Here is a 24183-nt window from a genome sequence, read left to right as displayed (position 1 = left end):
CAAAGGACGATTCATGGAAGAAAGCAAGAAAGGCTCCGGGCTGACTGCCGAAAAGAGCAAGGCGCTTGCCGCCGCGCTCGCGCAGATCGAGAAGCAGTTCGGCAAAGGGTCGATCATGCGGCTCGGCGACGGCGAGGCGGTCGAGGATATCCAGGTGGTGTCCACGGGGTCGCTCGGCCTCGACATCGCGCTCGGCGTCGGCGGCCTGCCGCGCGGTCGTGTGGTCGAAATCTACGGGCCGGAATCGTCCGGCAAGACGACGCTCACGCTGCAGGTGATCGCCGAGCTGCAGAAGCTGGGCGGCACCGCGGCGTTCATCGATGCGGAACACGCGCTCGACGTTCAGTACGCATCGAAGCTCGGCGTGAACGTGCCGGAGCTGCTGATCTCGCAGCCGGACACCGGCGAGCAGGCGCTGGAAATCACCGACGCGCTGGTGCGCTCGGGCTCGATCGACATGATCGTCATCGACTCAGTCGCGGCGCTCGTGCCGAAGGCCGAAATCGAAGGCGAGATGGGCGATTCGCTGCCGGGCCTGCAGGCTCGCCTGATGTCGCAGGCGCTGCGCAAGCTGACGGGCACGATCAAGCGGACGAACTGCCTCGTGATCTTCATCAACCAGATCCGGATGAAGATCGGCGTGATGTTCGGCAACCCGGAAACCACGACGGGCGGCAACGCGCTGAAGTTCTATTCGTCGGTGCGCCTCGACATCCGCCGGATCGGCTCGATCAAGAAGAACGACGAGGTGATCGGCAACGAAACGCGCGTGAAGGTCGTCAAGAACAAGGTGTCGCCGCCGTTCCGCGAAGCGATCTTCGACATCCTGTACGGCGAAGGCATTTCGCGTCAGGGCGAGATCATCGATCTCGGCGTGCAGGCGAAGATCGTCGACAAGGCGGGCGCGTGGTACAGCTATAACGGCGAGAAGATCGGCCAGGGTAAGGATAACGCGCGCGAATTCCTGCGCGAGAATCCGGAAATCGCGCGTGAGATCGAGAATCGCATTCGCGAATCGCTCGGCGTCGCCGCGATGCCGCAGGGTGCCAATTCCGAAGCCGAGATCATGGACGAAGAGGAGTAATGCGCAAGAACCGGGAGGGCGCGGATTCGCGGCAGGCAGGGCACGGTGCGCGGACGGTGTCCGCCGACGAGCCCCGCGTCGAACGCGAAGCGCGCACGACGGTTTCGAGCGAAGGGCGGCCGGTCGGCCGCCCGGCAGCGAGGGCATCCGATGATGCCCTCGTTTCGTTTGGGCGAACGGTTGCGCTGGAATCGGACGATTCCTTCGATCCGTACGAATCGTTCGATGCTCACGACGCTGCGCGGCGGCGTTCGTCGGCAAGCGTCGTCGGTGCGAACGACGATGTGTCCGGCGGCGGTCGGGCAGGCGGCTTGCGTACCGAAGGCCGCTCGCGGGCGTCGTCAGCGTTTTCGTCCGTGAAGGAGCGGGGGGAGACGGCGGGCGACGTCTATACGCGAACGAGTCAGGCCGGGCCCCGGTCGCGTCGGCGCGCGCCGCCTTTTCATTCCGATTCGTCCGCGCCCGCGTCCGGGGGCGCCGAGCGCTCGCCGGCATCGCAGCGTCCCGCGCGCACGCTTAAAGGGCGAGCGATTGCCTATCTGTCGCGCCGCGAATACAGCCGCGCGGAGCTTGCACGCAAGCTCGCGCTGCACGCCGAAGAAAGTGACGATATCGAGTCGTTGCTCGATGCGCTCGAGCGGGAAAACTGGCTGTCCGACTCGCGGTTCGCCGAAAGCCTCGTGCATCGGCGCGCGTCGCGCGTCGGTTCGGCGCGCATCGTCGGCGAGTTGAAGCGTCATGCGGTCGGCGACGCGCTCGTCGAGGCCGTCGGCACTCGATTGCGCGAGAGTGAATTCGAGCGCGCTCAGTCGGTTTGGCGCAAGAAGTTCGGCACTGTGCCGCAAACACCTGCCGAGCGCGCGAAGCAGGCGCGCTTTCTTGCGATGCGCGGTTTTTCGAGCGCGACGATCGCCAAGTTACTGAAAGGCGACGTCGACGAATTCGGCGGCGATTGAACGCAACGAGCCGGTTGCGCCGGTGCGCTTTCGCTGATTCGCTTTCTCCAGCTTGCGTCGGACGGCAGGGCACGATGCAAGAATTTGCACGAATGCCTTGCAACGGCCCCGTGAGCCGCTACGCTGACTAATCGACCATCGACCATCGACCATCGACCATCGACCATCGACCATCGACCATCGACCATCGACCATCGACCATCGACCATCGACCATCGACCATCGACCATCGACCATCGACCATCGACCATCGACCATCGACCATCGACCATCGACCGCCGACCGCCGACCGCCGACCGCCGACCGCCGACCGCCGACCGCCGACCACCGACCGCATCGCGCCCCGAAACCCTCGAAACCTCGCACGGGGCCAGACCGGGCACGGGCGGGCGATATGCTAAAATCGCCGAGTTTCCCTCTTCGGCTTCACCTTCCCGCATGCCGCTATCCGAGCCCGTATCCCGTCAGTTGCGCCATCGCCGCGCAATTCGAGCGGAAGCCTACGAGCGTGCCGACGGCTTGTGGGACATCGAAGCCTGCCTGACCGATCACAAGCCGCGCGACGTCGCGCCCGCGTCTGGCGCCAGGCCGAACGGCCTGCCGATTCACGAGCTCTGGCTGCGCGTCACGATCGATCGCGAACTCAATATCGTCGACGTCGACGCGTCGTCCGACTGGGTACCCTATCCCGGTCAATGCGAATCCGCCCAATCCGCCTACCGCGTCCTCATCGGGCTCAACCTCTTCCGCCATTTCCGTCGCGACGTCTCCCGGCTGCTGTCGGGCGTCGCCGGCTGCTCGCACCTGACCGAGCTGTGCGCGGTGTTGCCGACGGCCGCGATCCAGGCGTTCGCGGGCGACGTATGGGACGTGCGCGAGCAATTGGGCGGCCAGACGGACGGGCGAGGCCAGCCGGCCGCGGAGCCGCCGTTCCAGCTCGGCCGTTGTCACGCGCTGCGGTTCGACGGAGAAGCGGTTCGGCAGTTCTATCCGCGTTGGTACGGCACGAGCCGCCCCGCGCGCGAGGGCTTGGACGGTGCGAAGGAATGAGGGCGAACGCTTGAATCGTCAGAAGAAGCGATCGTCAATCGACTTTTTTTAGCCAACTCACAGACTGAAGGAATCACGCATGAAGATTCACGAGTACCAGGGTAAGGAAATCCTGCGGAAATTCGGAGTCGCGGTACCGCGCGGCAAGCCGGCGTTCTCGGTGGACGAGGCCGTCAAGGTGGCGGAAGAGCTGGGCGGCCCGGTCTGGGTCGTCAAGGCCCAGATTCATGCGGGCGGCCGCGGCAAGGGCGGCGGCGTGAAGGTCGCGAAGTCGCTCGAGCAAGTGCGCGAGTACGCGAACCAGATCCTCGGCATGCAGCTGAAGACGCACCAGACCGGTCCGGAAGGCCAGAAGGTCAACCGTCTGCTGATCGAAGAAGGCGCGGACATCAAGAAGGAACTGTATGTCGGCATCGTGATTGACCGCGTGTCGCAGAAGGTCGTCGTGATGGCGTCGAGCGAAGGCGGCATGGACATCGAGGAAGTCGCGGAAAAGACGCCGGAAGCGATCCACAAGGTCGCCGTCGAGCCGTCGCTGGGCCTGCAGGACGCCGAAGCCGACGATCTCGCGAAGAAGATCGGCGTGCCGGACGCGTCGCTTGCGCAAGCGCGCGAAATCCTGAAGGGCCTGTACAAGTCGTTCTGGGAAACGGACGCGTCGCTCGCCGAAATCAACCCGCTCGTGCTGACGGGCGACGGCAAGGTGATCGCGCTCGACGCGAAGTTCAACTTCGATTCGAACGCGCTGTTCCGTCATCCGGAAATCGTCGCGTACCGCGATCTGGACGAGGAAGATCCGGCTGAAATCGAGGCGTCGAAGTTCGATCTCGCGTACATCTCGCTCGACGGCAACATCGGCTGCCTCGTGAACGGCGCGGGCCTCGCGATGGCGACGATGGACACGATCAAGCTGTTCGGCGGCGAGCCGGCTAACTTCCTCGACGTGGGCGGCGGCGCGACGACCGAGAAGGTCACCGAAGCGTTCAAGCTGATGCTGAAGAACCCGGGCCTGAAGGCGATCCTCGTGAACATTTTCGGCGGCATCATGCGCTGCGACGTGATCGCGGAAGGCGTGATCGCGGGCTCGAAGGCCGTGAACCTGAACGTGCCGCTCGTCGTGCGCATGAAGGGCACGAACGAAGACCTCGGCAAGAAGATGCTCGCGGAATCCGGCCTGCCGATCATCTCGGCGGACAGCATGGAAGAAGCGGCGCAGAAGGTCGTCGCCGCGGCTGCGGGCAAGTAACGAGCCGCCCGCACCTGGCGCTGCGCGCCAGGCCCCCAAGCGGGGCGGGAGGATTCGGGGCAGCCCGGCGTTTTCCCGAGCGCAACATTGAACACGCATGGCGGCGCGGTTTTCTCGCGACGCCGATCGAACAGAGGTCATTACATGTCGATTCTGATCAACAAAGACACGAAGGTCATCACGCAGGGCATCACCGGCAAGACCGGCCAGTTCCACACGCGCGCCTGCCGTGAATACGCAAACGGCCGCGAAGCGTTCGTCGCGGGCGTGAACCCGAAGAAGGCCGGCGAGGATTTCGAAGGCATTCCGATCTACGCGAGCGTCAAGGAAGCGAAGGAAGAAACCGGCGCGACCGTGTCGGTCATTTACGTTCCGCCGGCGGGCGCCGCGGCTGCGATCTGGGAAGCGGTCGAAGCCGATCTCGATCTCGCGATCTGCATCACGGAAGGCATCCCCGTGCGCGACATGATCGAAGTGAAGGACCGCATGCGCCGCGAAGGCCGCAAGACGCTGCTGCTCGGGCCGAACTGCCCGGGCACGATCACGCCGGACGAACTGAAGATCGGCATCATGCCGGGTCACATCCACCGCAAGGGCCGCATCGGCGTCGTGTCGCGTTCGGGCACGCTGACGTATGAAGCCGTGGCGCAGCTCACCGCGCTCGGCCTCGGCCAGTCGTCGGCGGTCGGTATCGGCGGCGATCCGATCAACGGCCTGAAGCACATCGACGTGATGAAGATGTTCAACGACGATCCGGATACGGACGCGGTCGTGATGATCGGCGAAATCGGCGGTCCGGACGAAGCGAACGCCGCGCAGTGGATCAAGGACAACATGAAGAAGCCGGTCGTCGGCTTCATCGCGGGCGTCACGGCGCCTCCGGGCAAGCGCATGGGCCACGCCGGCGCGCTGATCTCGGGCGGCGCGGATACGGCCGAAGCGAAGCTGGAAATCATGGAAGCGTGCGGCATCACGGTTACGCGCAATCCGTCGGAGATGGGCCGCCTGCTGAAGGCAGCGCTGTAAGCATCGGTTTCATCGCCACGAAAAACGCCGGCTTAGCCGGCGTTTTTTGTTATGCTCGCGCAATCGTTCCGTAAGCCTTGCGCCGGGCCGCCCGGCGCGGGCGGAACGCATGCCGGCCCCACTTCCTTCGCTTCGCTCTCATGTTCGAATTCTTCGCCTCGCTCCATTGGGGCGCCGTCGCGCAAATCGTCGTCATCGACATCCTGCTCGGCGGCGACAACGCGGTCGTGATCGCGCTCGCCTGCCGCAACCTGCCCGCGCAACAGCGCGTGCGCGGCGTGCTGTGGGGGACGGCGGGCGCGATCGTGCTGCGCGTGGTGCTGATCGCGTTCGCGGTGCTGCTGCTCGACGTGCCGCTCCTGAAGTTCGCGGGCGGCGTGCTGCTGCTGTGGATCGGCGTGCGGCTGATGGCGCCCGCCGACGACGCGCACGACAGCATCAAGCCCGCCGACAGGCTGTGGGACGCGGTGAAGACAATCGTGATCGCCGACGCGGTGATGAGCCTCGACAACGTGATCGCGATCGCCGGCGCGGCCGAACAGGCGGACCCGGGCCACCGGATCGCGCTCGTGATCTTCGGCCTGCTCGTGAGCATTCCGATCATCGTCTGGGGCAGCACGCTCGTCCTCAAGCTGCTCGATCGGTTCCCGATCTTCATCACGCTCGGCGCGGCGCTGCTCGGCTGGATCGCCGGCGGCCTGATGGTCAACGATCCGGCGGGCGACCGCTGGCCGCTCCTCGACACGCCCGCCGCGATCTACGGCGCGAGCGTCGCGGGCGCGCTCTTCGTCGTGATCGCCGGCTACGCGCTGAAGAAGCGGCGCGCGGCATCGGGCGCGGCGGGCTCCCGCTGACCGACGCACGCGTTTCGCGGCGTCGGCCGTCCGGCCGACTGCCCGCGTCGCCGGCCGCTGGCTACGATCGACACGCCTGCCTCATCCGGCAGGCGTGTTTCGTTTTCGGAGCCTGTCATGAGCGAAGTTCTTTCCGTTTTATCGTCGTTTTCGGCGCTTTCATTGCCGCGCGTGGGCGGCGTGCGCGCGCTGCGCCGGATGTGGCGCGCATCGAGGCTCGCGGCGGGGCGTGGCCGCGGCTTCACGTTGATCGAATTGATGATCGTGCTTGCGATCGTCGGTGTCGTCGCGGCGTACGCGATTCCCGCGTATCAGGATTACCTCGCGCGCAGCCGGGTCGGCGAGGGGCTCGCGCTCGCGGCGTCCGCGCGGCTCGCGGTCGCGGAGAATGCAGCGAGCGGCGGCGGTTTCGCGGGCGGCTACGTGTCGCCGCCGGGCACGCGCAACGTCGAATCGATTCGCGTCGACGACGACACCGGGCAGATCGTGGTCGCATTCACGACGCGCGTCGCGGCGGCGGGCGCGAATACGCTCGTGCTCGTGCCGTCGGCGCCGGACCGGGCGGACACGCCGACGGCGCGCGTCGCGTTGTCGAAGGGCGTCGTCCAGGCGGGCGCGATCACGTGGGAGTGCTTTGTCGACGGCAAGGCGTCGTCGTCGCTTCCCGCGCCGGGCGCCGGGCCGATGCCGACCGACGCGCCGACCCTGGCCGGCAAGCTCGCGCCGCCGGAATGTCGCGCGTGAAGGGCGGCGGCGGGCGGCGGCGAAGCGCCGGAAGGGCACGGCGGGGTGCGTAGCGAGGGGACGGGGCGAGCGATGGGCGGGGGCCGCGCCGGACGTCGCGGGCATTGGCCGACAAACGGGCCATTGCCGCGGCACCGCATTGGTGCGTGACGCGATGACGAGGTGCGACCGGTGCTCCGGGCCCGCACAGCGGGAGGTTTTTTTTGTATAGTGCGCCGGTTGCTGACACCCGGTTCGCTCATGCCTTCCTCTTTTCTGCGTTCTTTGTCGCTGATCGCGCTTGCAGTCGCCCTGATCCTGCCGTATGCGGTCACGAACCACACGTATCCGATCCCGACCTTCTATTCCGAATTCGCCGCGTTCGCGCTGTATTGGGTGCTCGGCGCGACCGTCGTCCTGCTCGTGAAAGCCGAGCGCACCGCGCAGCCTTTCGCGGCGCCGTTGGCGCTCGTCGCGCCGCTCGGGTTCGGCGCGGTGCTGCTCGCGCAGGTCGCGCTGCTGCCGCTGCGTCAACCGTCGATGAACTGGCTCGCGGTGGGCTATTTGCTCGGCGCGCTCGTCGCGATGCAGTCGGGCTACGCGCTCGCGCGCGCGAACATGGCCGATATGGTCGCGCGGATGATCGCGGGCGCGACCATCGTCGGCGGCATCTTCGCCGTCGCCAGCCAGCTCGTGCAGCTGTTCCATCTGGAGCCGACGTTCTCGCCGTTCGTCGTGTCGTACGGCGTGAGCGTCGATCGCAGGCCGTACGGCAACATGGCGCAGGCGAATCACCTCGCGACCTACATCGCGTTCGCGCTCGCGGGGGCACTCTATCTCGTGCAGACGCGCCGAATGCCGGCGCTCGCGTGGGCGGCGCTGTCGGTGTTCCTGTCCGTCGGGCTCGCGCTCACCGTGTCGCGCGGGCCGTGGCTGCAGGTGGGCGTGATGGTCGTCGCCGGCTTCTGGATGGCATTCGCGCAGGGCCGGCGCGATCCGGCAGCAAGCCGGGCGCGCGCGTGGGCGATTCCGATCGTGCTCGGTGCGTTGTTCGTCGCGGTCAACGTCGCGGTGCGCTGGGTGAACGTGCACTACCACCTCGGCCTTGCCGAATCGGCCGCCGACCGCATGCGCGACGCTGGCCAGATCGCGCCGCGCCTCGCGCTCTGGAAATACGGCCTCACGATGTTCCGCGAGCATCCGCTGCTCGGCGTCGGCTGGGGCGAGTTCCCGATTCACCAGTTCGAGCTCGTGCGCAAGCTGGGCGGCGTCGAGATCGCGAACAACTCGCACGACATCTTCATCGATCTGCTCGCGAAGTCCGGCTTGCTCGGCATCGGCGTGCTGGTGGTCGCGCTCGTCGCGTGGTTCGTACGCGCGCTGCGCGTGCCGCACACGGAGAGCCGCGTGTTCGGCTTCGCGCTCGTCGGCATTCTGCTGATGCACGCGCTGGTCGAATATCCGCAGCAGTACACGTTCTTCCTGCTGCCCGTGATGTTCGTGATCGGCCTGCTCGAGACGAAGCCGCTGCGCGTGCTGCCGGGCCGCGCCGCGTTCGCGTTGTTCGCGGCGCTGTCCGTGGCGGGCCTCGTATCGCTGTATCCGGTGCTGCGCGATTACCAGCGCGCGGAAGTGCTGTACTACGGCACGAATCCGGCCGAGCAGTACCGCGAAAATCCGTCGCTCCTGTTCGGCGCATGGGGCGATTACGGCGCGGCGACGCTGCTCGCGATCTCGCGCGACAACCTGCCGGCGAAGCTCGCCGCGCACGAACGCGCGATCGCGCTGCTGCCGGGCGAAACCGTGCTGCGCCGCTACGCGGTGTTGCAGGCGCTCGACGGCCGTGAGGCCGACGCGCTCGACACGGTCGAGCGGCTGCGCGTGTTCGCGGAAGAACTGCACGACTGGCCGGTGCAGCTCGCCGCGCTGTACAAGCTGCTCGACGATCAGCCGTCGCTGAAGTCGTTCAAGGCGGCGCTCGTCGCGACGTACGGCACGCCTGCTTCGACCGTATCGGCAGACGATGAGGAAGACGACAGCGACGATTGATATCGAAGCGCTCGGCGCTTCGGGGCCGGAACCCGCCGCAGGCCGTGAAACCGCCGCTTCTTGCGGCGGTTTTTTATTGGACGGCGCGAAGACAGAGGGGCGCGATTGCGTGATGCGGCACCGGCAACGCGTGACGCGCGATGCGCGGCGGCGCGCTCCGCCGGCTCGTCACGCGCGCGAAACGGTGAGCGCCGCGGCGCCGATGCAGCGAATCGCATCGCGCGCGACGCATGAGCCGGCATCGCTTTGCCGACGTGCATCGTTGGAGTTGGCCGCCGTCGCGAGAATTCGCGACGACGAGAAATCGGCGCGGCGGGCACCCCGAGAGACCGCGCGCAACACGCCAGTCATCCGCCGCGTGCGGGCGATGACGTCAAGCAGTGTCAAATCGCGCCGCATTCGTTCGCGACGAACCGGGATGAACGGATGCGCGCCGCGTCGTTCGGGTATCCTTTGGCGCGGTGTTCACCGACTGGAACGATTTCTTGCCCTGAGAGGAAGCCCATGAAAACGCGTACTCATCGTATTGCCGCCGCCGGTATCCTGGTTGCCAGCATCGTGTCATTGCCGACCGCGCACGCGCAGCTCGGCGATCTACTCAAGCAAGGCGGCGACGCCGGTAACGGCGCGGGCGGCATCGCCGGCGCGCTCGGCAATCTCGGCGGCGCGGGCGGAGCGGCATCGGCAGGCTCGCTGCTCACGCCCGGCAGTACCGGCAACGTCGCGGGCCTGTTGCAGTTCTGCATCAAGAACAACTATCTCGGCGACGGCGGCGCTTCGTCGGTGAAGGACGCGCTGATGGGCAAACTCGGCGGCGGCGTCACGTCGGACAGCAGCTACGCGAGCGGCGCGAACGGCATTCTCGACGCCGGCAACGGCCGCACGCTCGACCTGAGCGGCGGACAGAACTTCAAGCAGCAGTTGACGAAGCAGGTTTGCGACAAGGTGCTGTCGCAGGCGAAGTCGCTGTTGTAAGCGGGACGCCGGCGCCGCGCCGCCGGTGCGGACGACGGGCGATCGGCGTGCGGCTGATGCGCGGACCAAGCGCAATCGAAACGCAATCGAAGCGCGCTGCGCATGCGATGCGCGTCGCGCCGGCGTGCGGCATGGCGCGCGTCGCCCGAAGTCGGGCGCCGGTGCGCAAGAAGAACGGAAAGCCAGAACAAGAATCGGGGTGCGCAATCGCACGGCGGTCGCCATGCGGGCGCCGTCGGTTCGCGCGACGGACGCTGCAGATTGACCAGAACGAACATGAAGACCAAGACGACGTACCTGACGCTTCCTCTTGCCGCATCGCTGCTCGCCGGCTGCGCGGCGTTCGCGCCGCGCGATGCGGCGAAGCTCGAATGCACGATGCCCGTCGCGGTGTATCCGGACAGCGCGAAGCCGCTCGAGCGCCGGGCGACCGTGCTCGTGCGCGCGATGATCACGGCATCGGGCAATGCGGAGAACGTCGCGGTGACGACGAGCAGCCGGAACGCGGCGGCGGATCGCGCGGCCGTCGACGCGATGTCGAAGGTCGAATGCACGCAGACGCCCGCGCGCGGCGGCGAACGGTATCCGTTTACGCTGACGCGGCCGTTCGTCTTCGAGCCGGCGGCGAAGACGGCTCGGTGATGCGGATCGCAAACGTCTGTGGGAAAGGCGGCGAGCGCGCGATATCGTTCCAACTCGAAGCCGCTGTCGGCCGCGACGCGCTCAACGAAGTTGCATGACCCACGCCGGGATTCGACGGTGCGTTGCTCATGTGCTTGCGCAGACGAGATCGATGGCGTCACGCACCCGCTTCGCCGGCCTTCCAATCCCCCGACTTCCCGCCGCGCTTTTCCGTCACGCTCACGTCGGTGATCGTCATTCCCCGGTCGACGGCCTTGCACATGTCGTAGACCGTCAGGAGCCCGACCTGCACCGCGGTCAGCGCTTCCATCTCGACGCCGGTGCGTCCGAGCGTCTCGACTTGCGCGGTGCAGCGCACGCCGGGCAGCGCGTCGTCGAATTCGAAGTCGACCGCGACGCGCGTCAGCGCGAGCGGGTGGCAGAGCGGAATCAGATCGGCCGTGCGCTTCGCGCCCTGGATCGCCGCGATCCGCGCGACGCCGAGCACGTCGCCTTTCTTCGCGCGTCCTTCGCGGATCAGCGCGAGCGTGTCGGGCAGCATCCGGATCGCGCCGCGCGCCACCGCGATGCGCTTGGTCTCCTGCTTGTCGCCGACATCGACCATGTGCGCGTGGCCGGCGGCGTCGAAGTGTGTGAATCCAGACATGTCTTGCTCCGTTAGAGGGCGCCTATCATAGCAGCGCGGCCTGTCGGCCGGCCCGGCCAATCCGACCGCCCCGACCGCCCCGATCGAACCGATCGAACCGATCGAACCGATCGAACCGATCGAACCGACCGAGCCGACCGAGCCGACCGAGCCGACCGAGCCGACCGAGCCGACCGAGCCGACCGAGCCGACCGAACCGACCGAACCGACCGAACCGACCGAACCGACCGAACCGACCGAACCGACCGAACCGACCGAACCGACCGAACCGACCGAACCGACCGAACCGATCGAACCGATCGAACCGATCGATCCAACCACGTCAACCGCTTCAACAGGTGCCGGCGTCGCGAGCATGGCGCCCGCGCGCCGTTACAATGACGCAGCTCCATCGAACAATTACGCCACGGCCGCTCAGATCCTTGCCCATGCGCGTCAAATCGTCGTTTGCTGTCTTGCTGTCCGCGGCGCTCGCCCTGCCGCCCGGCGGCCACGCGCAGCCGCGGGCCGATGCGCCGCCGCTCGAATCCGCGCCTGCCGCCGGCATCGTCGACGCCGCGCCGCTCGCGCGTGACGCGATCTCGACCGTGCCGTCGGGCATCGCGCCCGGCGTGTTCGGCACTTATGGCGGCGCGCAAAGCCGGCTCGCCGATCCGGCGTCGGGCACGCCCAGTTTGCGCGCGCCGCTTCGCTCGTTGCAACTGCCGGATCTCGGCGACGGCTCGGGCGGCTCGCTGACGCCGCAGGCGGAGCGCCGTCTCGGCGAGCGCGTGATGCGCGAAGTGCGGCGCGATCCCGACTATCTCGACGACTGGCTCGTGCGCGACTACCTGAATTCGGTTGCGGCGAAGCTGTCGGCGGCCGCCGCCGCGCAGTTCATCGGCGGCTACATGCCCGATTTCGATCTGTTCGCGATGCGCGATCCGCAGATCAACGCGTTCTCGCTGCCGGGCGGCTTCATCGGCATCAACAGCGGGCTCGTCGCGACGACGCAGACCGAATCCGAGCTCGCGTCGGTGATCGGCCACGAGATGGGGCACGTGCTGCAGCGGCACATCGCGCGGATGATCGGCGCAAGCGAGAAGAGCGGCTACGCGGCGCTCGCAACGATGCTGTTCGGCGTGCTCGCGGGCATTCTCGCGCGCAGCGGCGATCTCGGCAGTGCGATCGCGTTGGGCGGTCAGGCGTTCGCCGTCGACAGCCAACTGCGCTTTTCGCGCTCGGCCGAGCGCGAGGCGGACCGCGTCGGCTTTCAATTGCTCGCGGGCGCCGGCTACGATCCGTACGGGATGCCCGGCTTCTTCGAGCGGCTCGAGCGCGCGTCGTTGGGCGACGCGGGCGTGCCGGCGTACGCGCGCACGCACCCGCTGACGGGCGAGCGGATCGCCGACATGGACGATCGCGCGCGACGCGCGCCATACAAGCAGCCGCGTCAATCGCCGGAATACGGCTTCGTGCGCGCGCGCCTGCGGATGCTGCAGAACCGCTCGCCGACCGATTACGCGAACGAGGCGCGGCGGATGCGCGCGGAGCTCGACGACAGGATCGCGCCGAACGTCGCGGCGAACTGGTACGGGATCGCGCTCGGCGAGATGCTCGGCGGCCGCTACGACGACGCGGACCGCGCGCTCGCCGCGGCGCGCGACGTGTTCGCGCGCACGGCGGCCAGCGAGGGCGATTCGGCGCGCAATTCGCCGAGCCTCGACGTGCTCGCGGCCGAGATCGCGCGCCGAGCGGGCCGCACCGACGACGCGGTGCGGCTCGCCGCCGCCGCGCGCGAGCGCTGGCCGGGCTCGCACGCGGCGATCGCCGCGCACCTGCAGGCGCTGCTCGCCGCGCGCCGCTACGCGCAGGCGCAAACGCTCGCGCAGTCCGAGGCGAGCACCGATCCCGGCCAGCCGGATTGGTGGAGCTTTCTCGCGCAGGCGAGCCTGGGCAACGGCGACGCGGTCGCGCAGCGACGCGCGCTCGCGGAGAAGTTCGCGCTCGAAGGCGCATGGCCGTCGGCGATCCGGCAGCTGCGCGAGGCGCGCGACCTCAAGTCGGCGAGCTTCTACGAGCAGTCGATCATCAGCGCGCGGCTGCACGAGATCGAGGCGCGCTACAAGGAAGAGCGGGAAGACGACAAGGACAACCGGCGCGGGTGACGCGCGGCGCGACGCCGCGATCGTCGCGGGCGACGTGCCGGCCCGCGCGGCTCGTCACGCTGCCGGCCGACGAATGTCCTGATGGAATCCGGACGAATCGAACGGCATGAACGGCATATGCGGCGCGAACGGCATGCGCGGCGCGAACGGCGCGAACGAAGCGGCCAAGCGCCGCGCGCGGTTCGCCTGCCGCTGACGCACATGCAGCGTGCGGCTGTCCGCGGCCCGCGTCAGCCCGCCCGCGTCAGCCGCCCGTATCAGCCGCCCGCATCAGCCCGCCCACGTCAGCCCGCCCACGTCAGCCCTCCGGCCGTTCGGCCGCGCGCGCGGCCGGACTCGCGACGAACCGGAACCGCTGGGCGACGTCGTCGCGCCGGATCGGCTCGAGCGGCAGGTCGACGCCGCCGCCGAGATGCAACACGCCGTGCGCGCCGTCGTCGTCGAGGTCGGCGTGATCGGCGAAGAGCCCCAGATCGTGATCGTGCAGCGCGGCGACGCGCGGCGGCACCGACGCGTCGGCGAACAGCACGCCGCCCGCGTCGTCGAGCCACGCGCGCGCCGGCTCGAACGCGCGGCCCGTGTGGTCGGTGAGCGCGACGCGCGCCGGAGTGTCGCGATCCGCCGCGAGCCTGACGATCCACGGCGTGTACGCGAGCTCGACGTACACGCGCTGCGGCCCGTTCTGGAAGAACCATTGCCCTTCGTCGTCGCGCTCGTAGTTGCGGGCGATGAACTCGACGAGCGCCGGGTGCCGGACGGGCGAGCCGAGCGCGCCCGCCGCCTGCGCGGCGTCGTCGCGCATCCGCCAGCCGCCGCGACGGTCGAGCAGCAGCCATCCGGTGCAGTGCGGGACGTTCGGCCACTTGGCGAGCGCCTGTTTGACGATGTCATCCATGATCGGTGAACCGTGAGCAGAATTCGAAGACGCGCGCCGGGAGCCAGTCGATGCGCCCGGGGAACGGGCCCGTCATGAAGCCCGCGTGGCCGCCGTGCTCGGGCTGGTCGAGCACGACCGCGCGCGACACGTCGCGCGGGCCGGGCAGCGCCGACGCCGGCAGGAACGGATCGTTGCGCGCGTTGAGGATCAGCGTCGGCACGTCGATCGCCGCGAGGAGCGGGCGCGTCGTCGCCTGCGTCCAGTAGTCGTTCGCGTCGACGAAGCCGTGCAGCGGCGCGGTGACGATGTCGTCGAAGTCGTGCATCGTGCGCGCGGCGAGCATCGCGTCCTTGTCGAAGAGCCCGGGGTATTGCTCGAGCTTCAGGAGCGCCTTGAGCTTCAGCGTCTTCAGGAAGCTGCGCGTGTAGACCATCGAGAAGCCTTGCGACAGCGCGCGCCCGCCCGCGTGGACGTCGAGCGGCGCCGAGATCGCCGCGGCCGCCGCGACGAACGAGGCGTCGCCGCGCCGCTCGCCGAGCCAGCGCAGCAGCACGTTGCCGCCAAGCGACACGCCGACCGCGACGAGCGGCCCGCGGTGGCTTGTCGCGAGCCGTGCCAGTATCCAGTCGACTTCGGCGCTGTCGGCGAGGTGATAGAAGCGCGGCATCCGGTTCATCTCGCCGCTGCAGCTGCGGAAATGCGGGACGACGCCGTGCCAGCCGCGCGCGCGGGCGGCCGCCATCACCACGCGCGCGTAATGCGAATCGGAGCTGCCTTCGAGGCCGTGGAACAGCACGACGAGCGGCGCGTTCGGCTCGGGCGCGGCGCCCGCCGGATGCGCGAGCCAGTCGACATCGATGAAGTCGCCGTCCGGCGTGTCCCAGCGCTCGCGCCGGTACGGAATATCGGGACGGCGCGCGAGGAGCGCGGGGACGATCGTCTGCGCGTGGCTCGTCGGCAGCCAAAGCGGCGCGCGATAGAAGGACGAGGCTGCCGGGCGGGCGGTCTCGTCGGCAGCGGGAAGGGGGGGTAGCGCGGTGCTCATCGCTGCGAACGCCTCTCGCTCAGTGGAGCGGCCCCTGCGCGTGGCGGATCTTCGCGGCGAACTGGGCCGCCGTCTGCTCGGGGATCGGGCTCGCGTGGATGTGGGCGATCCGCCATTCGCCGCGCTCGTGGATCATCACGTAGGTCGTGAACACCATCTGCGGCTCGGCCGTGAGATCGGCCTGCTGGTGCGCTTCCGCGACCGTGTAGACGACGGTGCCGAGGCTGTCGTAGACGCGGATGTCGAGCGGCTCGATCGTCACGGGCTGCGTCGACATGCGCTCGCCGAACCCGCTTCGGATCTGCTCGAGGCCGTGCAGGTGCGTGCCGTCCGACCAGATGCAGCTGGCGAAGTCCTCGTCGATCCAGAGGACCATCAGCGCGTCGAGGTTGGCGTCGGCGACTGCCTGGTAGTACGCGTTCAGCGTGTCGGCGGCGGCTTCGAAGAGGCGGGCAAAACGTGGCATCGGGTCTATCTCTCGCGCGCGGCGCGCGCCGTTTCATCAAGGCGGCCCGTGCATCGGCAGGGCCGCCCGCTTAGCGGTGAGTCGGGTGCGGGGTGCGCGCCGCGCGACGGGCGGCCTTGCGGCCGCGGGCGTCAGCGCTGTCCGACGAGCATCCCGCGCAAATCGCCGAACACCTGCTCCGGGCTCAGCTCGCGCAGGCACTTCAGGTGGCCGAGCGGGCATTCGCGTTCGAAGCAGGGACTGCATTCGAGATGCAGCCATTGTACCTTTGCCAGCTCCGACAGCGGCGGGGTATGACGCGGATCGGTCGACCCGTAGAGCGCGACGAGCGGCCGGCGCAGCGCCGCCGCGACGTGCATCAGCCCGGAATCGTTCGTGACGACCGCGTTCGCCCGCGCGATCAGCGCGCACGCCTCGGTGAGCGACGTCTGGCCGCAGAGATTGCGCACGTTCGGCGCGCGCTCGGCGATCGCCTGCGCGGCGGCGGCGTCCTTCGGCGAGCCGAGCGCGACGATCTGCGTGTAGGGAAACGACTGGCTCACGCTTTGCGCGAGCGCGGCGAAATGCTCGGGCGGCCAGCGCTTCGCGGGGCCGTATTCGGCGCCCGGGCAGAACACGACGAGCGGCTTGCGCGTGTCGAGATTGAAGCGCGCGGATACGCGCGCCGTCTCGTTCAAGTCCGCTTCGAGCCTAGGCGGCGGCAGCGCGTTGAACGACTCGGGCAGCTTCGCGCCGGGCGCATATGCAAGCGTTGCGTAATGTTGGGCCATCGGCGGGCGCTCGTCGCGCGCCTTGCTCGGGTTTGCGTGGCGCACGTTGAGGAGCGCGTAGCGATGCTCGCCCGTGTAGCCGACCCGCAGCGGGATGCCCGCGAGCCACGGGATGAGCGCGGACTTCAGCGAGTTCGGCAGCACGTACGCGGCGTCGTAGCCGAGCTCGCGCAGATCGCTCGCGAGCTGCCAGCGGCGCAGCATCTGCAGCTTGCCGTGCGCGAGGTCGGTTGCATGGACATCGTGAATCTCGGGCATCCGCTCGAGCACGGGCGCGACCCACGCCGGGGCCACGGCGTCGATGACGATGCGGGGATGCAGCTTCCTCAGCAGCGCGAAAAGCGGCTGCGCCATCAATGCGTCACCGATCCAGTTCGGTGCGATAACCAACGCTCGACGCATCAGGGGGATTTCCGATGTCGTAATAAAGCGCGACGCTCATGCGCCGCGCTCGGGTTGCTGGGGAGGGGCGGCGGCGCGTGCCGGTCGGCCGGTGCGCGCCGCGTCGGGCGGTGAAACCGCCGCGCGCTCAATGGTGGCCGCGGAGGACTTCGCCGTCGCGCAGCTTGTAGCGTGTGCCGCAGTACGGGCAGCGCGCCTCGCCGTGCGAGACGTCGATGAACACGCGCGGATGTGCGCTCCAGCGCGGCATCGCCGGGTTCGGGCAGTAGGCGGGCAGATCCTTGGCCGTCAGTTCGATGAGCGGCATTTCCTTGATTTCACTCATGGGGCTTTCTCGTTATGGCGATGGCGAGGCGCGCGCGCCCGGCGACGGGCGCGCCGCGCGTTCAGATTTTGGTGAGCCAGTCCGCGTGCTTCGCGCTCTTGCCGTTCACGACGTCGAAGAACGCGCTTTGCAGCTTCTCGGTGATCGGGCCGCGCGCGCCGTTGCCGATCGTGCGGTTGTCGAGCTCGCGGATCGGCGTGACTTCGGCCGCGGTGCCGGTGAAGAACGCCTCGTCGGCCGTGTAGACTTCGTCGCGCGTGATGCGCTTCTCGATCACTTCGATGCCGGCTTCCTTCGCGAGCGTGATGACCGTGTCGCGCGTGATGCCGTCGAGGCACGACGCGAGATCGGGCGTGTACAGCTTGCCGCGGTTCACGAGGAAGAAGTTTTCGCCGGAGCCTTCGGACACGTAGCCGTCGACGTCGAGGAGGAGCGCCTCGTCGTAGCCGTCGGCCGTCGCTTCCTGGTTCGCGAGGATCGAGTTCACGTACCAGCCCGACGCCTTCGCGCGCACCATCGCCACGTTCACGTGATGGCGGGTGAACGACGACGTCTTCACGCGGATGCCCTTCGCGAGGCCTTCCTCGCCGAGGTACGCGCCCCACGGCCAGGCCGCGATCGCGACGTGGATCGTGTTGCCCTTCGCCGACACGCCGAGCTTCTCCGAGCCGATCCAGATGATCGGGCGCAGGTAGCACGACTCGAGCTTGTTCTCGCGGACGACGTCGCGCTGCGCGGCCTCGAGCGTTTCCTGGTCGAACGGCACGTCCATCTGGAAGATCTTCGCCGAGTTCAGCAGGCGCTTCGTGTGCTCCTTCAGGCGGAAGATCGCCGTGCCGCCGTCGGCCGTCTTGTATGCGCGCACGCCCTCGAAGACGCCCATGCCGTAGTGCAGCGTGTGGGTCAGCACGTGGATCTTGGCGTCGCGCCATTCGATCAGCTTGCCGTCCATCCAAATCTTGCCGTCGCGATCGGCCATTGACATAGGTCTTCTCCTAGTGGATGCGGGGATGCGCAGAAAGCGCGCGCGGCGGCTCGAAACGGCGGCGCGTCGCAAAGACGCTCATTTTAGCGTTTTTGTGCGGGCAACGGTCGGTACGGCGGGGTCCGGCGCTATAATCGACGCGCAACCTGCGTGAAAAAATAACGGGCGGCGGCGGCGCGACGCGCGCGAGCGGCCCGGCTTTTCGCCTTCGCGGCGCCTCCCCGATGCTCGCTCGCCTTTCCGCCACCGACCGCTTCGCCCTCGCCCAGGGTTTCCGCGATTTTTCCCCGACGCTGATGGCGATCCTGTCGTGGGGGCTCGTCACCGGCATCGCGATGAGCAAATCGGTGCTGTCGACGGGGCAGGCGGTCGGCATGTCGATTTTCGTCTACGCGGGCTCGTCGCAGCTCGCGGTGCTGCCGCTCTTCGCCGCGAAGCTGCCGGTCTGGACGATCCTCCTCACGGCCGCGATGGTCAACATGCGGTTCGTGATCTTCAGCGCGGGGCTCGCGCCCCATTTCTCGTACCTGCCGCTGTGGCGGCGCCTCGCGATCGGCTATTTCAACGGCGACGTGATTTATCTGCTGTTCCAGAAGCAGGGCTTCGCGACGGGCCAGGTGCCCGGCAAGGAAGCGTACTTCTGGGGCATGGCGCTCACGAGCTGGCTTGCGTGGCAGGCGTCGTCGCTCGTCGGCATCGCGCTCGCGAGCGCGTTTCCCGACAGCTGGGGGCTCGCGCTCGCCGGCACGCTCGCGCTGATCCCGATCATGGTGTCGGCGATCTCGAACCGATCGACGCTCGCGGCCGTCGCGGTCGCCGGCGTCGTGTCGCTCGTCGCGTTCGAGCTGCCGTACCGGCTCGCGCTGCCGCTCGCGGTGGTCGCGGCGCTCGCGGCGGGCAGCGTCGCCGACTGGTTCGTCGAGCGCGCCGACTGGCGGCGCATCCGCGCGGCCGGCCGCGCGACGCACACGGAGGACGCCGAATGAGCGACTGGCAGATCTGGCTCGCGATCGCGGGGATGACGCTCGTTACCGCGATCACGCGCGCGCTCTTTCTCGTCGGCGGCGAGCGCACCGTGCTGCCCGAGCGCGCGCAGCGCTCGCTGCGCTATGCGCCTGCCGCCGCGCTCGTCGCGGTTGTCCTGCCCGACGTGCTGGAGACGCCCGCGGGCCTCTCGTTCGCGCTGTCGAACCACGATTTCTATGCGGCGGCGGCCGGCCTCGCGTGGTTCCTGTGGCGGCGCAGCATGCTCGGCACGATCGTCGTCGGGATGCTCGTGTTCACCGCGCTGCGCATCCTGTTCTGACGTGCGCCGCCGCGCGCGCCGCGCCCGGCTCGAAGGCGCGACCCAACGGCCCACGTCGCCTCCGGATCGCAGCAATTCGCCGCCTCGCGGGGCAGCGCGCGGGGCGGATCGGCTAGAATGACCCCTTCCGGAATTTTTTCGCGCGCGCGCCGCGCGGGCCTTGCCGTGCGAAGCCGGCGGGCCGCGCCTGGCGCTGGCGAGGCAGCCCGCGCGCGTCGAACCGCTTTCCTTCATCAACCTTCATCAGTCCCATGAGCCAAGTAAAGCGTCTTACCGACCTGATCGCCGAAGGCAAGCTCTCCGGCAAACGCGTGTTCATCCGCGCTGATCTGAACGTGCCGCAGGACGATCACGGCAACATCACCGAAGACACGCGCATCCGCGCGTCGGTGCCCGCGATCCAGGCGGCGCTCGACGCGGGCGCGGCCGTGATGGTCACGTCGCACCTCGGCCGCCCGACGGAAGGCGAGTTCAAGCCCGAGGATTCGCTCGCGCCCGTCGCGAAGCGCCTGGCCGAGCTGCTCGGCCGCGACGTGCCGCTCGTCGCGAACTGGGTCGAGAACGGCGTCGAAGTCGCGCCGGGCCAGGTCGTGCTGCTCGAGAACTGCCGCGTGAACAAGGGCGAGAAGAAGAATTCGGACGAGCTTGCGCAGAAGATGGCGAAGCTCTGCGACGTCTACGTGAACGACGCGTTCGGCACCGCGCACCGCGCGGAAGCGACCACGCACGGCATCGCGAAGTACGCGGGCGTCGCGTGCGCGGGCCCGCTGCTCGCGGCCGAGCTCGACGCGCTCGGCAAGGCGCTCGGCAACCCGAAGCGCCCGCTGGTGGCGATCGTCGCCGGCTCGAAGGTGTCGACGAAGCTGACGATCCTGAAATCGCTCGCGGAGAAGGTCGATCAGCTGATCGTCGGCGGCGGCATCGCGAACACGTTCATGCTCGCGGCGGGCCTGCCGATCGGCAAGTCGCTCGCGGAGGCCGATCTCGTCGGCGAGGCGAAGGCGATCATCGACGAAGCGAGGAAGCGCGGCGCATCGGTGCCGATTCCGACCGACGTCGTTGTCGCGAAGGGGTTCTCGCCGACGGCCGCGGCCACGGTGAAGAAGGTGGCCGACATCGAGGCGGACGACATGATCCTCGACATCGGGCCGGATACCGCGAAGGCGCTCGCCGGTCAGCTCGAGAAGGCGGGCACGATCGTCTGGAACGGCCCCGTCGGCGTGTTCGAGTTCGACCAGTTCGGCAACGGCACGAAGACGCTCGCCGACGCGATCGCGAACTCGGCCGCGTTCTCGATCGCGGGCGGCGGCGACACGCTCGCCGCGATCGCGAAGTACGGCATTCACGACAAGGTCAGCTACATCTCCACGGGCGGCGGCGCGTTCCTCGAATTCCTCGAGGGCAAGAAACTGCCCGCCGTCGAAGTGCTGGAAACGCGCGCGTAAGCGCGCAAGCCGGCGCGCCGCGCGCGCGTGTCTTTGCCGCGTGCGGCGCGCAGTGCTGACGGGCGGCGGGCCGCGCCGGCCGCCCGCGCACGCCGGCGGGCACGCGCGTTGCGCGCCGTCGGCGCGGCGGCCCGGGTCGGGCCGCCGGGCGGGCCGCCCGACGCGGGCCCGCCGAACCCGAAACAACGATGCGGCGCCGGCCGTCAACGCCGGCGATCGCGGACAAAGCGACGCCGGGCGCATGCACCGGCGCGCGTTCCGGAGCGGCGGCGGCTGGGCCGCGCGGCTCCGGCTCTCGCGGCGGTACTTCCAGCGCTTTCACTCAGTCAGACGAGGAGATTCATGCATCGCGCCACCAAGATAGTCGCCACGATCGGTCCGGCATCCAGCTCGCCGGAGGTCCTGTTGCAGATGATGCACGCGGGTCTCGACGTCGTGCGGCTCAATTTCTCGCACGGCTCCGCCGACGATCACCGCGAGCGTGCCGAGATGGTTCGCGAGGCCGCGCGCCGGGTCGGCCGGGAAATCGCGATCATGGCGGACTTGCAGGGGCCGAAGATTCGCGTCGGCAAGTTCGAGGGGGGCAAGACGACGCTCGCGCCCGGCCAGCCGTTCATCCTCGACGCGACGTGCGAGCTCGGCAACGACGAGCGGGTCGGCCTCGACTACAAGGATCTGCCGCGCGACCTGAAGCCGGGCGACGTGCTGCTGCTGAATGACGGCCTCATCGTGCTGAAGGTCGACCGCGTGCTCGGCGACGAGATCCACACGACCGTCAAGGTGGGCGGCGACCTGTCGAACAACAAGGGCATCAACCGGCAGGGCGGCGGGCTGTCGGCGCCCGCGCTGACCGCGAAGGACATGGAGGACATCCGCACGGCGATGTCGCTCGGCGCGGATCTCGTCGCCGTGTCGTTCCCGAAGAACGCGACCGACATGGAGATGGCGCGCCAGCTCGCGAACATCGCGGGCGCGCCTTACGGCATCAAGCCGAAAATGATCGCGAAGATCGAGCGCGCGGAGGCGATTCCGGCGCTGCAGGAGATTCTCGACGCGTCGGACGGCATCATGGTCGCGCGCGGCGATCTGGCGGTCGAGGTCGGCAACGCGGCCGTGCCCGCGCTGCAGAAGCGGATGATCCGGATGGCGCGCGAATCGAACAAGCTCGTGATCACCGCGACGCAGATGATGGAATCGATGATCCACGCGCCCGTGCCGACGCGCGCGGAGGTGTCGGACGTCGCGAACGCGGTGCTCGACGGCACCGACGCGGTGATGCTGTCCGCCGAAACGGCGACGGGCAAGTATCCGGCCGTCACGATCGAGGCGATGGCGGCCGTCTGCGTCGAGGCGGAGAAGTCCGAGCACGTCGAGCTCGACAAGGACTTTCTCGACCGCACGTTTACGCGGATCGACCAGTCGATCGCGATGGGCGCACTCTTCACCGCATACCACCTCGGCGCGAAGGCGATCGTCGCGCTGACCGAATCGGGTGCGACGGCGCTCTGGATGTCGCGCCACTACACGCACGTGCCGATCTTCGCGCTGACGCCGCGAGTCGGCAGCGAGCGCGCGATGGCGCTGTTCCGCAACGTGACGCCGCTGCACGTCGACTTCAACAGCGACCGCGATTCCGCGCTGCAGCAGGCGCTCGAGCTGATCGTGCGGCGCGGCTACGTCGCGCACGGCGACATGGTCGTGCTGACGGTCGGCGAGCCGATGGGGCAGGCGGGCGGCACGAACACGCTGAAGATCGTGCGCGTCGGCGAACACTACTGAGGGCGCAATCCGGCGCGAGCGGGATGCCCGCCGGGCATGCCGCTTGCGTTGTCGGAAAGCCGCGTGGGGTCGGACGGCCCCCGCGGCTTTTTTGCTTGAAGGTGGTCTGAAAGACGTAACAAATTGCCCCCGAATCCGCCATTTGGTCGGATTCGGGGGCGCTTCGCGATAAAATGCGGCTATTCGACGCTCGGCCGCGCCGGTCCGCCCGCCTTTCAGCCGGGACGGGGCCGTAAGACGCCGCGTAGGGCGCAAGGTTTTCATTCAAGGAGTACCACAATGCCTCTCGTATCAATGCGTCAACTGCTGGATCACGCAGCGGAGCACGGCTACGGCCTGCCCGCGTTCAACGTGAACAACCTCGAGCAGGTGCAGGCGATCATGGCGGCGGCCGACGAAGTCGGCGCGCCCGTGATCATGCAGGCGTCGGCCGGCGCCCGGAAGTACGCGGGCGAGGCGTTCCTGCGCCACCTGATCGAAGCGGCGGTCGAGTCGTACCCGCACATCCCCGTCGTGATGCACCAGGATCACGGCCAATCGCCCGCCGTCTGCATGGCGGCGATCAGGAGCGGCTTCACGAGCGTGATGATGGACGGCTCGCTCGAAGCCGACGGCAAGACGGTCGCATCGTACGAATACAACGTCGACGTGTCGAAGAAGGTGGTCGAGATGGCGCACTCGATCGGCGTGACGGTCGAGGCCGAGCTCGGCGTGCTCGGCTCGCTCGAGACGATGAAGGGCGACAAGGAAGACGGCCACGGCGCGGAAGGCACGATGACCCGCGAGCAGCTGCTGACGGACCCGGAGCAGGCCGCGGACTTCGTCAAGCTCACGCAGTGCGACGCGCTCGCGATCGCGATCGGCACCTCGCACGGCGCGTACAAGTTCACGAAGAAGCCGACGGGCGACATCCTGTCGATCCAGCGGATCAAGGAAATCCACGCGCGCATCCCGAACACGCACCTCGTGATGCACGGCTCGTCGTCGGTGCCGCAGGATCTGCTCGCGGAAATCCGCGAATTCGGCGGCGACATGAAGGAAACCTACGGCGTGCCCGTCGAGGAAATCCAGGAAGGCATCAAGCACGGCGTGCGCAAGATCAACATCGACACCGACCTGCGTCTCGCGATCACGGGCGCGATCCGCCGCTACATGTTCGAGAATCCGGGCAAGTTCGATCCGCGCGATTACCTGAAGCCCGCGCGCGAAGCGGCGAAGAAGATCTGCGTCGCGCGCTATCTGGCGTTCGGCTGCGAAGGCCAGGCGTCGAAGATCAAGCCGGTGCCGCTCGAGAAGATCGCCGAGAAGTACAAGGCCGGCGACCTCGCGCAAGTGGTGCGTTGAGTCTGTAGTACGATCTGGCCGGCCCGCGAGCGGGGCGGCCG

General features: G+C 68.4%; 25 protein-coding genes. 16 read left to right on the top strand and 9 right to left on the bottom strand.

Annotation, left to right across the window (positions count from 1 at the left end; genetic code table 11):
- The first annotated feature begins 13 nt into the window (after positions 1-13).
- Both recA and recX read left to right on the top strand, forming a co-directional pair.
- A complete protein-coding gene (recA, locus tag WS78_RS15755; RefSeq protein ID WP_038748937.1) occupies positions 14-1084 on the top strand; it encodes a recombinase RecA in 1071 nt (356 codons plus the stop codon).
- The gene (recX, locus tag WS78_RS15750; protein WP_059575187.1) at positions 1084-2040 is read left to right on the top strand and encodes a recombination regulator RecX; all 957 of its coding nucleotides are present in this window, start codon (positions 1084-1086) and stop codon (positions 2038-2040) included. Before recA ends, recX begins: the two co-directional genes overlap by 1 nt.
- Positions 2041-2167: 127 nt before the next feature.
- Here recX and WS78_RS35930 read toward each other — a convergent pair whose 3' ends face one another.
- Positions 2168-2305 carry a YXWGXW repeat-containing protein gene (locus tag WS78_RS35930; RefSeq protein WP_198174677.1) on the bottom strand — a complete coding sequence of 46 codons (138 nt, stop codon included), beginning with the start codon at positions 2303-2305 and terminating at the stop codon, positions 2168-2170.
- A gap of 173 nt (positions 2306-2478) precedes the next feature.
- Between WS78_RS35930 and WS78_RS15740 the strand changes: the two genes are divergently transcribed.
- The 6 genes from WS78_RS15740 (at position 2479) to WS78_RS15715 (ending at position 8988) form a co-directional block, all read left to right on the top strand.
- Positions 2479-3090, top strand: coding sequence for a DUF2889 domain-containing protein (locus tag WS78_RS15740; RefSeq protein WP_059575185.1), 612 nt, complete (start codon positions 2479-2481; stop codon positions 3088-3090).
- 79 nt (positions 3091-3169) lie between these two features.
- Positions 3170-4336, top strand: coding sequence for an ADP-forming succinate--CoA ligase subunit beta (sucC, locus tag WS78_RS15735; protein WP_038751706.1), 1167 nt, complete (start codon positions 3170-3172; stop codon positions 4334-4336).
- A 144-nt stretch (positions 4337-4480) separates the two neighbouring features.
- Positions 4481-5362 (top strand): succinate--CoA ligase subunit alpha, encoded by an 882-nt coding sequence (gene sucD / locus WS78_RS15730; protein ID WP_038713009.1) that lies wholly within the window; start codon positions 4481-4483, stop codon positions 5360-5362.
- Between the two features lie 140 nt (positions 5363-5502).
- Positions 5503-6216: a TerC family protein gene (locus tag WS78_RS15725; protein ID WP_038751703.1), complete on the top strand. Its 714-nt coding sequence runs from the start codon at positions 5503-5505 to the stop codon at positions 6214-6216.
- Between the two features lie 198 nt (positions 6217-6414).
- Positions 6415-6960 (top strand): type IV pilus assembly protein PilA, encoded by a 546-nt coding sequence (gene pilA / locus WS78_RS15720; RefSeq protein WP_081989928.1) that lies wholly within the window; start codon positions 6415-6417, stop codon positions 6958-6960.
- Positions 6961-7200: 240 nt separating this feature from the next.
- Positions 7201-8988 carry a PglL family O-oligosaccharyltransferase gene (locus WS78_RS15715; protein ID WP_038751698.1) on the top strand — a complete coding sequence of 596 codons (1788 nt, stop codon included), beginning with the start codon at positions 7201-7203 and terminating at the stop codon, positions 8986-8988.
- Positions 8989-9156: 168 nt separating this feature from the next.
- On the opposite strand, the gene WS78_RS15710 is transcribed toward WS78_RS15715, so the two are convergent.
- Positions 9157-9387, bottom strand: coding sequence for a hypothetical protein (locus tag WS78_RS15710; RefSeq protein WP_038751695.1), 231 nt, complete (start codon positions 9385-9387; stop codon positions 9157-9159).
- A 105-nt stretch (positions 9388-9492) separates the two neighbouring features.
- On the opposite strand from WS78_RS15710, the gene WS78_RS15700 reads away from it, so the two are divergent.
- Positions 9493-9963, top strand: a complete 471-nt coding sequence (locus WS78_RS15700) for a DUF2501 domain-containing protein (protein WP_038751692.1) — start codon at positions 9493-9495, stop codon at positions 9961-9963.
- 276 nt (positions 9964-10239) lie between these two features.
- The gene (locus WS78_RS15695; RefSeq protein ID WP_059575183.1) at positions 10240-10605 is read left to right on the top strand and encodes a TonB family protein; all 366 of its coding nucleotides are present in this window, start codon (positions 10240-10242) and stop codon (positions 10603-10605) included.
- 157 nt (positions 10606-10762) lie between these two features.
- Here WS78_RS15695 and moaC read toward each other — a convergent pair whose 3' ends face one another.
- Complete coding sequence (moaC, locus tag WS78_RS37605) at positions 10763-11251, bottom strand: cyclic pyranopterin monophosphate synthase MoaC (protein WP_038751717.1); 489 nt, start codon at positions 11249-11251, stop codon at positions 10763-10765.
- Positions 11252-11679: 428 nt separating this feature from the next.
- On the opposite strand from moaC, the gene WS78_RS15685 reads away from it, so the two are divergent.
- Positions 11680-13398, top strand: a complete 1719-nt coding sequence (locus tag WS78_RS15685; protein ID WP_059575181.1) for a M48 family metalloprotease — start codon at positions 11680-11682, stop codon at positions 13396-13398.
- Between the two features lie 298 nt (positions 13399-13696).
- Here WS78_RS15685 and WS78_RS15680 read toward each other — a convergent pair whose 3' ends face one another.
- From WS78_RS15680 to WS78_RS15655, 6 genes are all read right to left on the bottom strand, one after another.
- A complete protein-coding gene (locus WS78_RS15680; protein WP_059575179.1) occupies positions 13697-14293 on the bottom strand; it encodes a DUF2946 family protein in 597 nt (198 codons plus the stop codon).
- Positions 14286-15320, bottom strand: coding sequence for a hydrolase (locus tag WS78_RS15675; protein ID WP_059575177.1), 1035 nt, complete (start codon positions 15318-15320; stop codon positions 14286-14288). Before WS78_RS15675 ends, WS78_RS15680 begins: the two co-directional genes overlap by 8 nt.
- A 19-nt stretch (positions 15321-15339) precedes the next feature.
- A complete protein-coding gene (locus WS78_RS15670; protein ID WP_038751681.1) occupies positions 15340-15786 on the bottom strand; it encodes a nuclear transport factor 2 family protein in 447 nt (148 codons plus the stop codon).
- Between the two features lie 131 nt (positions 15787-15917).
- Positions 15918-16958 carry a lipopolysaccharide heptosyltransferase II gene (gene waaF, locus WS78_RS15665; RefSeq protein ID WP_038751679.1) on the bottom strand — a complete coding sequence of 347 codons (1041 nt, stop codon included), beginning with the start codon at positions 16956-16958 and terminating at the stop codon, positions 15918-15920.
- Between the two features lie 127 nt (positions 16959-17085).
- Positions 17086-17283, bottom strand: a complete 198-nt coding sequence (locus WS78_RS15660) for a zinc-finger domain-containing protein (protein WP_004197553.1) — start codon at positions 17281-17283, stop codon at positions 17086-17088.
- Between the two features lie 61 nt (positions 17284-17344).
- Entirely contained in the window at positions 17345-18268 is a 924-nt protein-coding gene (locus tag WS78_RS15655) for a branched-chain amino acid transaminase (protein WP_038751676.1), read from the bottom strand.
- Positions 18269-18492: 224 nt separating this feature from the next.
- Between WS78_RS15655 and WS78_RS15650 the strand changes: the two genes are divergently transcribed.
- The 5 genes from WS78_RS15650 (at position 18493) to fba (ending at position 24142) form a co-directional block, all read left to right on the top strand.
- The gene (locus WS78_RS15650; protein WP_038751675.1) at positions 18493-19254 is read left to right on the top strand and encodes an AzlC family ABC transporter permease; all 762 of its coding nucleotides are present in this window, start codon (positions 18493-18495) and stop codon (positions 19252-19254) included.
- Positions 19251-19574 (top strand): AzlD domain-containing protein, encoded by a 324-nt coding sequence (locus WS78_RS15645; RefSeq protein WP_038751672.1) that lies wholly within the window; start codon positions 19251-19253, stop codon positions 19572-19574. Before WS78_RS15650 ends, WS78_RS15645 begins: the two co-directional genes overlap by 4 nt.
- 251 nt (positions 19575-19825) lie before the next feature.
- The gene (locus tag WS78_RS15640; protein ID WP_059575172.1) at positions 19826-21019 is read left to right on the top strand and encodes a phosphoglycerate kinase; all 1194 of its coding nucleotides are present in this window, start codon (positions 19826-19828) and stop codon (positions 21017-21019) included.
- A 342-nt stretch (positions 21020-21361) separates the two neighbouring features.
- Entirely contained in the window at positions 21362-22798 is a 1437-nt protein-coding gene (gene pyk, locus WS78_RS15630) for a pyruvate kinase (protein WP_038751667.1), read from the top strand.
- Between the two features lie 279 nt (positions 22799-23077).
- The gene (gene fba, locus WS78_RS15625; protein WP_038751664.1) at positions 23078-24142 is read left to right on the top strand and encodes a class II fructose-bisphosphate aldolase; all 1065 of its coding nucleotides are present in this window, start codon (positions 23078-23080) and stop codon (positions 24140-24142) included.
- Positions 24143-24183 lie beyond the last annotated feature (41 nt).

It is taken from the genome of Burkholderia savannae, assembly GCF_001524445.2.
Taxonomy (GTDB): Bacteria; Pseudomonadota; Gammaproteobacteria; order Burkholderiales; family Burkholderiaceae; genus Burkholderia; species Burkholderia savannae.
This window is presented reverse-complemented; position numbering and strand designations above follow the sequence as displayed.

What these genes read in the sequence shown, in the direction of transcription:
- recA (WP_038748937.1), top strand. Translation starts at nt 14, where the DNA reads ATGGAAGAAAGCAAGAAAGGCTCCGGGCTGACTGCCGAAAAGAGCAAG.
- recX (WP_059575187.1), top strand. Translation starts at nt 1,084, where the DNA reads ATGCGCAAGAACCGGGAGGGCGCGGATTCGCGGCAGGCAGGGCACGGT.
- WS78_RS35930 (WP_198174677.1), bottom strand. Translation starts at nt 2,305, where the DNA reads ATGGTCGATGGTCGATGGTCGATGGTCGATGGTCGATGGTCGATGGTC.
- WS78_RS15740 (WP_059575185.1), top strand. Translation starts at nt 2,479, where the DNA reads ATGCCGCTATCCGAGCCCGTATCCCGTCAGTTGCGCCATCGCCGCGCA.
- sucC (WP_038751706.1), top strand. Translation starts at nt 3,170, where the DNA reads ATGAAGATTCACGAGTACCAGGGTAAGGAAATCCTGCGGAAATTCGGA.
- sucD (WP_038713009.1), top strand. Translation starts at nt 4,481, where the DNA reads ATGTCGATTCTGATCAACAAAGACACGAAGGTCATCACGCAGGGCATC.
- WS78_RS15725 (WP_038751703.1), top strand. Translation starts at nt 5,503, where the DNA reads ATGTTCGAATTCTTCGCCTCGCTCCATTGGGGCGCCGTCGCGCAAATC.
- pilA (WP_081989928.1), top strand. Translation starts at nt 6,415, where the DNA reads ATGTGGCGCGCATCGAGGCTCGCGGCGGGGCGTGGCCGCGGCTTCACG.
- WS78_RS15715 (WP_038751698.1), top strand. Translation starts at nt 7,201, where the DNA reads ATGCCTTCCTCTTTTCTGCGTTCTTTGTCGCTGATCGCGCTTGCAGTC.
- WS78_RS15710 (WP_038751695.1), bottom strand. Translation starts at nt 9,387, where the DNA reads ATGCGGCGCGATTTGACACTGCTTGACGTCATCGCCCGCACGCGGCGG.
- WS78_RS15700 (WP_038751692.1), top strand. Translation starts at nt 9,493, where the DNA reads ATGAAAACGCGTACTCATCGTATTGCCGCCGCCGGTATCCTGGTTGCC.
- WS78_RS15695 (WP_059575183.1), top strand. Translation starts at nt 10,240, where the DNA reads ATGAAGACCAAGACGACGTACCTGACGCTTCCTCTTGCCGCATCGCTG.
- moaC (WP_038751717.1), bottom strand. Translation starts at nt 11,251, where the DNA reads ATGTCTGGATTCACACACTTCGACGCCGCCGGCCACGCGCACATGGTC.
- WS78_RS15685 (WP_059575181.1), top strand. Translation starts at nt 11,680, where the DNA reads ATGCGCGTCAAATCGTCGTTTGCTGTCTTGCTGTCCGCGGCGCTCGCC.
- WS78_RS15680 (WP_059575179.1), bottom strand. Translation starts at nt 14,293, where the DNA reads ATGGATGACATCGTCAAACAGGCGCTCGCCAAGTGGCCGAACGTCCCG.
- WS78_RS15675 (WP_059575177.1), bottom strand. Translation starts at nt 15,320, where the DNA reads ATGAGCACCGCGCTACCCCCCCTTCCCGCTGCCGACGAGACCGCCCGC.
- WS78_RS15670 (WP_038751681.1), bottom strand. Translation starts at nt 15,786, where the DNA reads ATGCCACGTTTTGCCCGCCTCTTCGAAGCCGCCGCCGACACGCTGAAC.
- waaF (WP_038751679.1), bottom strand. Translation starts at nt 16,958, where the DNA reads ATGCGTCGAGCGTTGGTTATCGCACCGAACTGGATCGGTGACGCATTG.
- WS78_RS15660 (WP_004197553.1), bottom strand. Translation starts at nt 17,283, where the DNA reads ATGAGTGAAATCAAGGAAATGCCGCTCATCGAACTGACGGCCAAGGAT.
- WS78_RS15655 (WP_038751676.1), bottom strand. Translation starts at nt 18,268, where the DNA reads ATGTCAATGGCCGATCGCGACGGCAAGATTTGGATGGACGGCAAGCTG.
- WS78_RS15650 (WP_038751675.1), top strand. Translation starts at nt 18,493, where the DNA reads ATGCTCGCTCGCCTTTCCGCCACCGACCGCTTCGCCCTCGCCCAGGGT.
- WS78_RS15645 (WP_038751672.1), top strand. Translation starts at nt 19,251, where the DNA reads ATGAGCGACTGGCAGATCTGGCTCGCGATCGCGGGGATGACGCTCGTT.
- WS78_RS15640 (WP_059575172.1), top strand. Translation starts at nt 19,826, where the DNA reads ATGAGCCAAGTAAAGCGTCTTACCGACCTGATCGCCGAAGGCAAGCTC.
- pyk (WP_038751667.1), top strand. Translation starts at nt 21,362, where the DNA reads ATGCATCGCGCCACCAAGATAGTCGCCACGATCGGTCCGGCATCCAGC.
- fba (WP_038751664.1), top strand. Translation starts at nt 23,078, where the DNA reads ATGCCTCTCGTATCAATGCGTCAACTGCTGGATCACGCAGCGGAGCAC.